Below are 13,579 nucleotides of genomic sequence, written 5' to 3'. Positions count from 1 at the left end.
TGATAAACATATAAATACCGACCCGTTTACTGAGATTAATTGAGAGGTGCTGGTAATTTCATGTTCGATCGTTGCCCGGCTTGTCAAACAGAAGTACGTCCCGGACAGTTTACCTGCATGCAGTGCAGTCATGAGCTCAAGCCGAACGGCATCCAGCTTGATGCCCTTACGTATTGGGACTCATCCAAAACCAAGCGAACTTTTAAATACACCGCAACCATCCTTCTAGGCATATCGCTAACGGTTATTTTCCACCATATCATCCCTTCTGTTATCGGATTGGGCGCCGCTGCCATTATGTACCTTAGAGACTACAAATAACATATTGTTCTACAGAACCGGGAGACCGGTTTTTTTGCATTTCAACGATATAATTTGGCATTATGCGCATCATAAGAAAGAGTGATTTGCCCATTTGGCAAGCTGGCGTATATGATGAGGGTGCTATCAACGATCTACTAAGGAGATGCACTTTACTATGAAATGGTTTCGATCTTATGGCCCCGGTCTGCTCCTTGTACTCGTCCTTGCAGCGGCAGCTCAGTGGATAGGAAGTCTTATTCCGCTTATAGGCGGACCGGTATTTGGCATCGTGTTTGGCATCATTCTCAATCATACTTACGGGAAACCAGCAAACTCACTACAAGGAATCCTTTTTACTTCGAAAAAAGTGCTCCAATGGGCCATCATTTGTTTAGGTGCCGGACTGAGCTTATCCCAAGTTTGGAAAACAGGATTGGAATCCCTCTCTGTCATGCTTTTTTCATTAACCGCTGCCTTTTTAGCCGCTTACGGGATCGGCCGATTGATGGGGGTTCCGCTCAAGCTGCAGAGCTTAATCGGCGTCGGAACGGCTATCTGCGGCGGATCGGCGATAGCTGCCGTATCCCCTATTCTTGAAGCCAAAGAGGATGAAATCGCTTACTCCATATCAACCATTTTTTTGTTCAATGTCGTTGCCGTCCTCGTGTTCCCGGCACTCGGCCACTTTCTCGGGCTAACCCAGAAGGGCTTTGGCTTATGGGCTGGAACCGCCATTAACGATACGTCATCCGTTGTGGCGGCCGGCTACATTTTCGGAAATGATGCGGGAACTTACGCGACGATCGTAAAGCTCACCAGAACAACGATGATCATTCCGATTTCCCTCTTGTTTACGGTGATCAAGGCCGTGAATAAAAAACGGGAAGCAGCCGAATCAGGGAAAACGTCTCATTTTCAATTCATGACTATTTTCCCGTGGTTCATCATCTGGTTTCTCATTGCTTCATTCCTTTATACAATTGGTGTCATTCCCGCTGGAATCCAACCGTATATCGGCGATATCGGCAAGTTCATGATCGTCATGGCGCTTACCGCCATTGGCTTGAACGCGGATTTTCGGAAAATGATCCAAACGGGATACAAACCTATTTTGCTTGGCTTGATCGTTTGGATCGTCGTTGCCGTCGTGAGTTTAATCGTTCAGTATTCAACAGGAAATGTGTAAACAAAGCGCGTTGTGCGGTAAAAACGGCCAATTTTGTCCCAACCGGCATGATCAAGCAATGGGGCTGCGTATACTGAAAAGAAAGGTTGAAGTTGCTGTCTACACCCGAAGGAGGTCATGGCGATGATCGTGGCGGAAGAAATTTACCGGTCGTATGGGATGGATAAGGAAGCCTTCATTGCATTCATGAAAGAAAGAAGCCGGAACACGGCCATTCATGCGCTGGGCATTGAAATTGTAGAGCTTAGGCTTGATCGCGTCGTGATGACGATGCCTGTCGGACCTTCATCGCGTCAGCCCGCAGGGATTTTACATGGCGGAGCTTCCGTACTGCTGGCTGAGACCGCTGCCTCTATCGCATCTGAAATCAATATCGATCCAGACAACTATGCGGCAGTTGGGCTCGAAATTAACGCTAACCACCTCAAGAGTAAACGGGACGGCATCGTAACCGCCGTGGCAACCCCACTGCACAAAGGCCGGAAAACGATGGTCTGGGACATCAAAATTTCCGATGAAAATCAACAATTCATCTGCATCTCGCGCTGCACGGTGGCGATTATTGAGAAAAGATAATAAATAAGAGCTGCCCCCAGTCAAATAAGGGAAAGATTCCCTCTAATTTGGTTGCAGATGCTTGGCAGATCCATTTAACTGGAAAACCTCCCACTATTTGCTCCGATTTCGTGAAAATCTACGAAATCCGGTCAAATTAACGGGAGGTTTTCCTTCTTTCTTCTCTGCGAGGTTATCTATCGAGCAAGTTAACGGGAGATTTTCCAGTTAGCTTCCGCTGAAAAACGGCGTCTCAGCTGACACATCAGGGAATCGGGGGCAGTTCCCTTCAACCTTTTACCCCCGCCACCTCGTTTTACTCAATCGCAGCTAAGCAGATGATTTTTTCTGCGGCATCCATATTTGCCAAACAACTCATCGGTTTCGGTCGCATTCGGAAAGTAATCTCAACAAAACAGTTGGGATTTTTTTGTGTTTGATTAATATTTCTACATTTTCATACAAATGTTATCAATTTTCGCTATTGATTATAATTCATATAATTGTATTATTATTTATGTAATTAGTTCCATTATTTTACACTGATAGAAAGGAGAACTAGTTTGACTGTAATGTTGGAATCTATGATTCTAACGAATCGCGTTTTCATTTAATCGAGAGAAGGAGAGAACTGTAATGATGATGAGAAAAAAAGGAGTTATTTCACTACTTACTTTCATGTTAATCGCCATGCTGGTCGTACCTGCAGGCACAGCGCTGGGCAATCCAACTAACCCACCTCAATTAAAGACGGTCCTTACAACAGGATGGGGTCATTCGTTATTTTTGAAGGCAGATGATACTTTATGGGCCTGGGGCGATGGGAACTTCGGACAATTAGGTAACGGTTCAGGTGCGAGCAGCGCTGTTGCCGTTCAAAACACACTTGTTCAAAATATTATTGATGTTGCGGCAGGAGATGCACACCACAGTTTGGCGTTGCGCAGCGACGGCATCGTATTCGCGTGGGGGACTAACGGTGTTGGTCAACTGGGAGATGGCGCGACATATATAAATCGTAACAACCCGGTCCAAGTGAGTAATTTAACTGATGTCATCGATGTCGAAGCTGGTTTCTACCATAGTTTAGCGTTAAAGTCCGATGGAACCGTATGGGCTTGGGGGAGCAACGTTTACAGTGAGCTGGGAGATGGCACAACCACAAATCGTTCAACTCCTGTACAGGTATCAGGACTCAGCAATATCGTCTCCATCTCAACTAAAAACTATCATAGCCTTGCCATCAAATCGGATGGAACGGTATGGGCTTGGGGTTATAACACGGATGGTCAACTGGGAGACGGAACAACGACGACTCCGTTAACTCCGGTGCAGGTGTCCGGTCTCAGCAATATATCCTACGTATCGGCCGGCTCCACTCACAGTCTTGCCATAAAGTCAGATGGAACGGTATGGGCTTGGGGCAATAATACAACCGGCCAATTCGGAGACGGCACTACGACGAGTCACACGACTCCGGTTCAGATTCCAGGTCTGAGCAACGTAAAAGTAGTAGAAGCGGATTGGCATCATAGCTTGGCTATTAAAAATGACGGAACGCTATGGGCATGGGGTTACAACGATGCTGGTCAACTGGGAGACGGAACGACTGGCTCGACATATCTAAGCCCTGTTCAGGTAGCAGGTCTAAGCGGGGTAACGGCCGTGTCTACGAGTGCAACTTTCACTGTGGCACAAAAGTCAGACGGAACGGTATGGGCTTGGGGTCAAAACTATTGGCGCCAACTTGGAGACGGTACAAGGACTGACCATTATTCGCCGGCACAAGTCACCGGTCTGTAAGAGGCTGTCTCACGAAATTTAAATGATAGTATCCCCTCCTGGCTGACAACGGTAAAATTGTTGACCTGAGGGGATTTTCCTTCCTTAACACTAAGGTCTGCGCTTTGCTGTTAAAAAAGTATTTGTGCCGCATACACAATCGCGGTTACCGTCACACTGCTTAGTATAGTGGAAAGCAGTACGGCCTGAGCGGCGTATTCCGGGTGATTCCCGTACTCTAAGGCGAAGGCGGCGCTGTTTCTAGACGTTGGAAAGCTGCTGGCGATAAGCAGCGCTTGCGCAGTCGTCCCTTCCAACTGGAACAGCCATAGGAATGCAAATGCAATGGCCGGCGAGATGATCAATCTGCCCAGCAAACTGAGGATGAGAGCCGGACTTAATCGTTTGAAGGGCAAGAATGCGGATTGTGCGCCCAGGGTAACAAGGGCAATCGCCAGAAAAGCGTTGGCGACATTCTGCAGCGGATTCCAGATAAAAGCGGGAATGGGAACGGCAAGCGAATGCATCAGCAGGCCCAAAACAAACGCGTAAATCATCGGATTCCTCAAAAGCTCTTTCAATAGCTTCTGCCCTTGGGTTTGCGCCGACACCGCATTCAGCAATCCGTACGTATTCGTAAGCAGATTCTGATAGATGGAAACGACGACTTGCACGGAGAGTCCGAGGGGATTGTTCTGAAAAACGAGCTGGGAAACAGGGAGCCCGAAATTGCCCGAATTGCTCAGAACAACACTGTTCGAAAAGGTCGAAGACAACGCTTTGTCAAATTTGGCCAATCTCCCCGTCGCCTTGCTGAATAGGATGAGCGCAAAGCTTTGCAGCAGCAGAAATCCAACAATCTTAAGCAATAGGGAAGCATCGAATTTGCTTTCATAAATGTTGGTAAAACTAACAGCCGGCAGCAGAAAAAATGCATTAAGCTTGGACAGCGTGTTCATATCAAATTGAAAAACGCGATGCATTAGTACTCCTGCGCCAATGAGCAGAAATACGGGAACGATGACATTGAGAACGATCAAAAACAGAACATCCATAGCGATTCTCCTTAAGTTAGCGAAACCCCTGATTAGGATGGAAAGCGGCTGATTACCAGCAGAGCTCGACATCTAACAGGGGTTATCGCTAGCTTCTATCCTTCCTCGTTTACAAGTACATTCCTGCCTCTTAACTTCAAAATCAGCGGAATGCTGATCCACAAGAGACCGATAATGAGAAATGCCAGCGAGACCGGCTTTTGCAGGAAAATCATGAAATCGCCATTCGAAATCGTGAGCGCTCTGCGCATATTGTTTTCCATCATCGGTCCAAGAATGAGTCCGAGCACCAGCGGCGCTAACGGGTAATCGTTCTTAGCCAGGAAATAACCCACTAGTCCGCAGCCCATAATGAGCAGCAAATCAAACGTCGAATATTGGACGGCATACACACCGAACACAGAGAAGACGATAATCAGCGGAATCAAATATTTCGTTGGCGTTTCAATCACTTTGGCAAATACTTTAACCAGCGGCATATTGAGAATGAGCAGCATCAGATTGCCGACAAACATACTGGCAATGACGCCCCAAGCGAGCTGCGGGTGATCCTGGAATAACAAAGGGCCCGGCTGAACATTGTACATAATGAAAGCACCCATCAGAATGGCGGTTGTGCCGGAAGAAGGAATCCCCAGCGTCAACAGCGGGATCATCGCGCCGCCGGAAGCGGCGTTATTGGCGGATTCCGGCGAGGCTACGCCCTCGATAGCTCCCTTGCCGAACTTCTCGGGATTTTTGCTGATCTTTTTCTCCACGATATAGGCGAAGAAAGAGGCAAGAATCGCGCCTGCGCCTGGCAGCAAGCCGATGAAAAAGCCAAGTACGGAACCGCGGGCAATAGGCGCCGCACTATCTTTCAAATCCTGCTTCGTCGGCAGAATGCGATTGATTTTGGCGAGTTCGCCGTCGTTCCCTTCTCGCTGGAGGATAGTTTTGAACACTTCCCCGACTGCGAAGGTACCTACGGCAACCGTCAGGAACTCCAGACCCTGATACAGCTCAGGAACGCCAAATGTGAATCGTTCTACCCCCGATACGTTATCGATACCGATCGTCGCCAGCAATAGACCGAAAGCGGTCATCATGAGCGCCTTCACCATCGATTTGCCGGCAAGTCCGCTGATCGCAAGCAATCCGAGCACCATGAGGGAGAAATATTCAGCCGGGCCGAACTTGATGGCAACCGCAGATAAAGGCCGCGCGAGGAAAATCAGTCCGATGAGCGAAATAATCCCGGCGGCGAAGGAACCGATGGCCGATATGGCAAGCGCCGCTCCCGCTCTGCCCTGCTTGGCCATTTGGTACCCGTCCAGCGTTGTGACGACGGAAGACGATTCTCCCGGCGTGTTCAGCAGGATCGAAGTCGTCGAACCTCCGTACATCGCACCGTAATACACCCCTGCCAGCAAAATGATAGAGCTCGTTGCCGCTTCCTCTGGTCCTAACCCCGCTGTCATGGTAGCTGTGATCGGAATCAAGAGGGCTACGCCGCTCATCGGGCCGATCCCGGGAAGCACGCCGACCACCGTACCGATCAATACCCCCAAAAAGACAAAAACAACATTGTGCCACTGCATCGCAGTGCCTAAACCATGCATGACATACTCAATCGTACTCATGTTATGCCCCCCCTAGCCATGTTGGAAATCCGGGAAGCGATCCGTCCAGCACATTCACATATAGATAATAAACGCCGTAAGAGAATCCCCCAGCAATGAGCAGGGATACCCATACTCTGCCCTTTTGCATCGTTTGGAAGCCGATCATCAGAAACAGGAACGTGGAGATAACGAACCCGATATCTTCAAGAAAATAGGCATACAAGACAGCCGCGATAAAAATAATGCCAAATCTTTTGTAGTCCAAATTTTCCGCTCGTTTTTCCGCGCGCTGCTTGCGGAACGTTTCATAAATAAGGCGGACACTCATCAAAGACAAGAACAATCCCAACACCATCGGAAAAATATTGGCGCCTACGTTACTTCCGTAAGCGCTTGTTGAAATGCCTAAGGAGCCAATAACAAACGCAATGCCTATAGCGAAAAAGGCGATGCCTGCATAACGGTCAAACGAAGTATTCATTTCTCTGCCTCCTACCCTAAGGGCGAGGGGAGAAGAGGCTGTCTTCTCCCTAGTTTCTTTAGGTTTTTATTTCTGCATGCCAAGCGCTGTCAGCATGTCTTTCAATTGAGCTTCTTGCTGGCCTAGATAAGCTTTGAAATCATCGGCTTTTTTATAATCCGTTTCCCAGCTGTTTGCTTGCATTTCTTTCTTCCATGCATCGGACTCTACCATTTTCTTGATGGCAGCCTCCCAGAAGCTTTTCGCATCTGCACTCATGTCCTTTGGTCCGAAAAATCCGCGCCAAATCAAAAACTCTGCATCCACGCCTTGTTCTTTCATCGTTGGAATGTCCTTGTAACTGCCGCCTAGACGGGATGGTGCCGCAACAGCCAGTATGCGGATTTTTCCGGCTTTCACATATTGATCCAAGGATGACGCATCGGTACCAAGCACGTCTGCATTTCCGCCAAGCAGTGCAGTTACGGCTTCACCGCCTCCGTCATAGGACACATATTTCACCTTTTTCGGATCAATGCCGTATTTGAATGCCGGGAGGATGGAGACCAGATGATCCATCGATCCTGGCGCCGAACCTCCAGCTACCGTAAGCTTCGTAGGATTAGCCTTCATATCGTCGAGCAAAGATTTCAAATCTTTGTATTTTGAATTTGCCGCTACTGCAACAGCCCCGTAGTCTTTCGTCAACTGAGCCAGCGGCGTCGTGTCATTGTAGCCATAGGGCGTGTTTCCTTCTTTTTTCAAATGGTTAATCAAAATCGGAGGCGAACTGACGAACAGCTTGTAGTTGTCTTTCACATCTTTGGTCGCATATTCCGCCAGGAATACCGCACCGCCGCCGCCCGGCTTGTTTTCAACGGAAACCGGTTTGTCGATTGCTTTCGTTTCCGCCAATACTTTGGCGATCGTACGTGCAGTCATATCCCAGCCGCCACCAGCGCCGGACGGAGCTATGATACTAAGTGCTTTCTCAGGATAGTTGGATTTAGCCGCTGCAGGAGCTGCTGTCTCTTTGGCTTTGTCGGCCGGCACTGATGACGTCGCCGCGGGTTTAGCTGCGTTATTGCCGCAAGCCACCAAACTAACTGCAAGAATACTGATCGTCGTTACTTTCCAGGAAGCTGTCAAAATTTGTTTTATCAAAAGAACCCCTCCACATTCATGTCTTGTATACGCTTTCTATAAAGCGCTTTCAGAATAACACCTGCCTGTATCCATTGGGAAGTTAAACAAAATTAGTTGTATTAACGCCGTTTTGGACATTTTGTTCATATTGTTCATGGAAGCGCTCACGCAATAACCGTCAAAATATGAGCGCTATATGATACAATACAAGCAAAAACAGGGGGCTTGTGTAGTAGATGAGGCTGCAAACGAAGCTAATCTTAATCATTTGTTCGCTTCTTTTCTTGGTAATCATCTGTTTAGGCAGTATATTTTATTACATTATGACCGCGGTGCTTGAGGATCAGATCGGGACACGCGCCTTAAAAGTCGCAGAAACCGTTGCCGATATGCCCGACATTCGTCATGCTTTTCAAACGGCCGACCCGCCGGCCATCATCCAGCCTCTCGCGGAAAGCATTCGTGAAAAAATCGATGCCGAGTACATCGTGGTCGGCAACCGGGAAGGCATTCGCTACTCGCACCCGCTTCCTGAGCGTATCGGCAAAGAAATGGTTGGCGGCGACAATGGGCCTGTTCTGGAAGGAAAGTCGATTATATCCAAAGCCATTGGCTCCCTCGGACCTTCGCTTCGCGGCAAAACACCCGTCTTCGATGATCGCGGCAATGTAATCGGCATTGTATCCGTTGGCTTTCTTACGGAGGACATCGATACGATAACGGACGCTTACAGGTCGCGAATCGAACAGGTTTCCTTCGTTGTGCTTGTCATGGGCTTGATCGGCTCCATCCTTATTGCGCGCAACGTCCGAAGCTCCATCCATGGGCTGGAACCCAAGGAAATCGGCGAACTTTATACCGAGAAACAGGCGATTCTGCAATCCATTCGCGAAGGTATTATCGCCATAAACCGGGATGGCATCATTACGATGGCGAACCGTTATGCCTTGCAGCTGCTGCATCTGCCGGTCACCGCTAAAATTACAGGCAGACAAATCGAAGATGTAATCCCTAACACTCGCCTTTATGAGGTCGTCCGTACAGGACAAGCCGAGTTCGACCATGAAATGCTCATCGGCGATCATGAGGTCATCGTCAGCCGGGTGCCGATCGTAAACCGCAAACACGTTGTCACCGGCGCCGTTTCGAGCTTCCGGAGCAAATCCGAATTGTACCGTCTCGCCGAGGAATTGTCGCAGGTGAAACAGTTCGCGGAAGCGCTGCGCGCCCAGACGCATGAATTTTCAAATAAACTGTATGTCATATCCGGGCTCATCCAGCTGGAGTCGTATCAGGAAGCCGTCGATCTCATCTCCAAGGAATCGGATGTCCATCAGAATTGGGTGCAGTTCATCATGCACGAAATTCCCGATCCCATGATCGGAGGACTGCTGATTGGCAAATTCAATCATGCGCAAGAACTGAAACTAACTTTTGAAATTGACCGGGAAAGCTCCTTTGCGGATATCCCTGAAGAGATCGATCGGAATGTGCTCGTTACCATTATCGGCAACTTGATTGACAATGCGATGGAAGCTGTTTTGGCAGCCGAGGGAAAGACAGAACCATCTGTTAAGTTATTTTTGACCGATCTGGGGGAAGATTTAATTATCGAATGCGAGGACTGCGGTATCGGCATACCGGATGAAGTGGGCAGCGCGGTGTTTGAGAAAGGTTTCTCAACCAAGGCAGGCGAGCATCGGGGGATCGGCCTAGCCTTAGTCAAGCATGCCGTAGGCAAACTCAACGGGTATATCACATTTCATAAAAATCCCGCAGGCGGCACAATCTTCACCGTTGCCGTCCCTAAATCCAATTCCCGCAGAAAGGAGTCCTTATCTTGAATCCGGAACTCCGACAGCCGAAAATTGAAGTTTTAATCATCGAAGACGATGTGAAAATCGCCGAAATCAACCGAAGATTTATAGAAAAAGTAGACCCTTTTCACGTTGTCGGAATCGCTACAGACGATATACAGGCCAAAGAACAGCTAGAGATTTTGCGGCCGAATCTAGTGCTGCTGGACGTGTATTTTCCCGGCGCAAACGGTCTGGACTTGCTTTCTTATATCAGCCAACATTACCGGGACATCGACGTAATTATGATTACGGCGGCCAAAGAGGTCGAGGCTATCCGGGAAGCCATCCGCAGCGGAGCTTTCGACTATATTATGAAGCCGCTTGTTTTTAACCGGCTCAAGGAAACTCTACTGCGCTACCTGGAGTTCCACCGCGAGTTGAATCGTTTGAATACGAGCGCCACGATCGATCAAAGCGATGTGGACCGCTTGATGTCCGGCTCCGCCAAAAAGGATTTCCGCACGGAGATCTCCTTCCTCCCCAAAGGCATCGACAAGTTGACACTTGTGAAAATCGTTCAGGCGATTTCCACTGCCGCGGGCGGGATGACCGCAGATCAAATCGCCAAAGAAATTGGCGTCAGCCGTTCGACGGGACGGCGCTATTTGGAGCATTTGGTCAGCTCCGGCGAAGTATTCGCCGATCTGTCCTACGGCGTCGTCGGACGGCCTGAGCGGGTGTACCGGAAGAAGGAGACGTGACTGGGAAAAGACTTGTGATCCGATCCTATAAGGTTGGACTCGACATAAAAAGAAGCTAAGCGGCTCGTACCTGCTTAGCTTCTTTGTTTTTGGTGCTTCTGGCGGAACTACAGGGTCTTAGTCCCCCCTTCGAAAAATAAATACGAAAGGCTGTCCCCAAAGCAGAATATTCCACTTTGGGGACAGCCTTTTTCTAACATTACTTCATCCCGATCGTCACGATTTCACAAGCCCCTACCGGCAGAGACAACCGGCCTGCAGCGTCCGTATCAACGCGCTCGCCGTGCTCTTCCATGATCGTGCTCTTATAGAAATAGTAATACGGAATGTTGGAACTGAGCTGCAGTTCGGCTGATTGCGATCTCATGTTGTACCAACGCAGGAGCAGATCGCCTGTTCCTTCATTTAACTTCAACGAAGAGAAAGCCATGTCTCCGCCTTCCCACTGGAATGGCGCGTACGTTGGTGCGATTCTTCCGGGATGAACACCCGTTTGACATAACGTCCACGGGATTTGGAATTGATAAGCCTCCGCATAAGCGCTAGCCTGCATGTCGTGATCGCTGTACGGAATGATAGCCATCCGAACCGTGTGCGTTCCTAAGCACTGCGCTTCCGGCGTAGGGAACAAGCCCCAGTCGCCAAGCTCGCCAACCGCACGAAGCAAGGTCACTGCAATCGTATTGCGTCCGTCCTGCACAATTTCGTATTCGTTCAAACCGAGATTGGCCACAACAAGACCTGCCCCCGCTTCACTCACATCAACAAATGCTTGTTGGTGCTGCGTGTTGCTTGGATTCTCCCATTCCGCTGCCGGGACGTTATCCCGCTGCGGGATTTCAAACATGGAATCCACCTGATGAACGCTCGTATTCAAATCCGTCGGGAACAGCATCCGGAGACGATGGTCTTTCGCCTGATTGTTGAAAGACGACTCAATCTCGACCCCTTTGCCGCTGCGGCTCAAGGTGACAACCGTACGGATGGTCATTGGCACCATGCGCGTGGAACGCTGCGCTTTGCGATGCGGGAAGTAGACCAGATCGCGCTGTTCTTCCTCCAGCTTTTCATCGGCCGACGCAGGAATTTCCCATTCGTGAACGATTTCAAACGAAGCCTGATAGGGCGTATCTTGCAGCACACGAATTTGCGCGGGAGCACCGCGGGTCGTTAACGGCGTTTCGCCATCCGGTTGTTTGTACATGTACTCATTGCCGATATCTCCGGTATTCTCGTAAATGCCCAAATCGCGGTACGTACGGCCGCTCTTCTTATCCGTGAGCGTGAAGGAGCCGTCCTCCGCTATTGTGACTTTCAACGCGGCATTTTCCAACACACGGTCCCCGGTGAGGAGTGAGGACGGAGCGACCGCCGACTCTCTTTTCACCCAAGCGAAGGTTTTCAGCCCCAAAGCAGGAACCTTCTCCGCCTCGAAAGTCAGCTTCACTTTGCGGCACATATACGGCTGACGGAATTTATCATCGGGCAAATCGTAGCCGAATTGCAAGCCGAGATCTTCCACCGTGCACGGAATCGCATGGCCCTGCTCATCCACCAGCACACGCCCCGAAACATCCGCTTCTTTCGCAAGGCGGCTTGCTTCTTCCAGCGTGTATCCGTCACGGAAATATAGGCGCAGCGCATCTATTTCGATATGGACGACGCCTGTGCGCTCCCAGCCGGACGTATTAAAAACAACCACAGGCAGCGCGTCTTTGCCTGTTCCTTCAAAGCTTGACGTGTCAATCGCTTCAGCAATCGCACGTGAACTGTCAGCCGTAATGGCTTCCGCCACGTGACGGCTTTTCTCGAAGCGAGTGACCATCTCCCGGTGCACTTCATCCACGCTGCAGCCGCAAATGCTGTCATGCGGATGGTTCTGCATCAGTGTTTTCCACGCGTACGTGAACAGATGATGCGGGTACTTTTCCCCCGCTTCAAGGGCGTGCGCGATGGCAGCCAGTGGTTCGGCGACTTTTTCCAATATCGCTTGCCCCACCTGATTCATCTGCTTCAAATAGACGCGTGCGGAAGCGGTGTTCACCAACGTCGACCAGCCGTCTGTGCGCTGGCTGCGAAGCTCGCCTTTTACCGTCGAAAGCTCATGCTTCATGGAACGCTCTACGGACTGCAAATAATCGATGAAATTCGAATGAATGAAAACCGTATCCGGGTACAATTCCCGCGCCGTTTGAATCGCTTCCGGCAAATCAAGCTGCACCGGTTGATGATCGCAGCCATTCATGAAGAGCAGCTCGCCTGTCGAGGCGTATTTTTCCGCATCCGTCAGCTTCCGCTCCCAGTATGCCTTCGCTTCGTCCCGATCCACAGGAATTTCATTGCCGTTCGAGTACCAATTGGCAAAAAGAATGCCGAGTACTTTGGAACCGTCCGGCCCTTCCCACATCAGCTCGGAGAACGAGGATTCATAATCGCCGTCCGAGACCGTATTGTTAAAGCCTGTCGGCTTCACGCCGCGGCCGAATACCGCATTCGTAATGCCGGATTGCCGCATCAACTGCGGTGTTTGGCCTACGAGGCCGAACGTATCAGGAAAATAGCCGACCTTCGCGACGGCGCCATATTTCCTTGCATCCTGATGCCCGATTTGCATGTTACGTACATTTGCTTCACCGCTTGTGAGGAACGCGTCCTGCAAAATATACCAAGGACCGATAATAATCCGGCCATCTTGGATATATTTTTCCAGCTTCCCTTTTTGATCGGGTCTGACCTGTAAGTAATCTTCCAAAATAATCGTTTGACCGTCCAAATAAAAACTGCGGTAATTCGGATCGTTATCCAGCTTCTCCAGCAAAGTATCCACTAACTTAACCAGGCGGACATGATGCTTCTCATAGGGCAAATACCATTCCCGATCCCAATGGGTGTGGGAAATGATATGGGCTGTTCTTTTTGTACTCATAG

11 protein-coding genes are annotated in these 13,579 nt (G+C 49.6%); 6 read left to right on the top strand and 5 right to left on the bottom strand.

The features are described 5' to 3' along the window. The first annotated feature begins 60 nt into the window (after positions 1 to 60). From GC097_RS13495 to GC097_RS13480, 4 genes are all read left to right on the top strand, one after another. On the top strand, positions 61 to 321 hold the full coding sequence (locus GC097_RS13495) for a hypothetical protein (protein WP_171683820.1): 261 nt from the start codon (positions 61 to 63) through the stop codon (positions 319 to 321). 157 nt (positions 322 to 478) lie between these two features. Then, positions 479 to 1,489 (top strand): YeiH family protein, encoded by a 1,011-nt coding sequence (locus GC097_RS13490; RefSeq protein ID WP_171683819.1) that lies wholly within the window; start codon positions 479 to 481, stop codon positions 1,487 to 1,489. 159 nt (positions 1,490 to 1,648) lie between these two features. After that, complete coding sequence (locus GC097_RS13485; RefSeq protein ID WP_171683955.1) at positions 1,649 to 2,065, top strand: hotdog fold thioesterase; 417 nt, start codon at positions 1,649 to 1,651, stop codon at positions 2,063 to 2,065. Between the two features lie 615 nt (positions 2,066 to 2,680). Beyond that, complete coding sequence (locus tag GC097_RS13480; RefSeq protein WP_171683818.1) at positions 2,681 to 3,847, top strand: RCC1 domain-containing protein; 1,167 nt, start codon at positions 2,681 to 2,683, stop codon at positions 3,845 to 3,847. A gap of 110 nt (positions 3,848 to 3,957) precedes the next feature. On the opposite strand, the gene GC097_RS13475 is transcribed toward GC097_RS13480, so the two are convergent. From GC097_RS13475 to GC097_RS13460, 4 genes are all read right to left on the bottom strand, one after another. Continuing rightward, the gene (locus GC097_RS13475) at positions 3,958 to 4,881 is read right to left on the bottom strand and encodes an AEC family transporter (protein WP_171683817.1); all 924 of its coding nucleotides are present in this window, start codon (positions 4,879 to 4,881) and stop codon (positions 3,958 to 3,960) included. 95 nt (positions 4,882 to 4,976) lie between these two features. Further along, positions 4,977 to 6,503, bottom strand: coding sequence for a tripartite tricarboxylate transporter permease (locus GC097_RS13470; RefSeq protein WP_171683816.1), 1,527 nt, complete (start codon positions 6,501 to 6,503; stop codon positions 4,977 to 4,979). A gap of 1 nt (position 6,504) precedes the next feature. Continuing rightward, positions 6,505 to 6,966, bottom strand: a complete 462-nt coding sequence (locus tag GC097_RS13465; protein WP_171683815.1) for a tripartite tricarboxylate transporter TctB family protein — start codon at positions 6,964 to 6,966, stop codon at positions 6,505 to 6,507. A 66-nt stretch (positions 6,967 to 7,032) separates the two neighbouring features. Continuing rightward, the gene (locus GC097_RS13460) at positions 7,033 to 8,109 is read right to left on the bottom strand and encodes a tripartite tricarboxylate transporter substrate binding protein (RefSeq protein ID WP_171683814.1); all 1,077 of its coding nucleotides are present in this window, start codon (positions 8,107 to 8,109) and stop codon (positions 7,033 to 7,035) included. A 218-nt stretch (positions 8,110 to 8,327) separates the two neighbouring features. Between GC097_RS13460 and GC097_RS13455 the strand changes: the two genes are divergently transcribed. Further along, positions 8,328 to 9,935 (top strand): ATP-binding protein, encoded by a 1,608-nt coding sequence (locus GC097_RS13455; RefSeq protein WP_171683813.1) that lies wholly within the window; start codon positions 8,328 to 8,330, stop codon positions 9,933 to 9,935. Next, a complete protein-coding gene (locus GC097_RS13450; protein WP_171683812.1) occupies positions 9,932 to 10,651 on the top strand; it encodes a response regulator in 720 nt (239 codons plus the stop codon). Before GC097_RS13455 ends, GC097_RS13450 begins: the two co-directional genes overlap by 4 nt. A gap of 199 nt (positions 10,652 to 10,850) precedes the next feature. Here the strand turns inward: GC097_RS13450 and GC097_RS13445 are convergent, their stop codons facing one another. After that, a complete protein-coding gene (locus GC097_RS13445) occupies positions 10,851 to 13,577 on the bottom strand; it encodes an alpha-mannosidase (RefSeq protein WP_171683811.1) in 2,727 nt (908 codons plus the stop codon). Positions 13,578 to 13,579 lie beyond the last annotated feature (2 nt).

The sequence above is a fragment of the Paenibacillus planticolens genome (assembly GCF_013141725.1).
Taxonomy (GTDB): Bacteria; Bacillota; Bacilli; order Paenibacillales; family NBRC-103111; genus Paenibacillus_E; species Paenibacillus_E planticolens.
The sequence above is the reverse complement of the archived record's forward strand: the minus strand, read 5'-3'. Positions and strand labels throughout refer to the sequence as shown.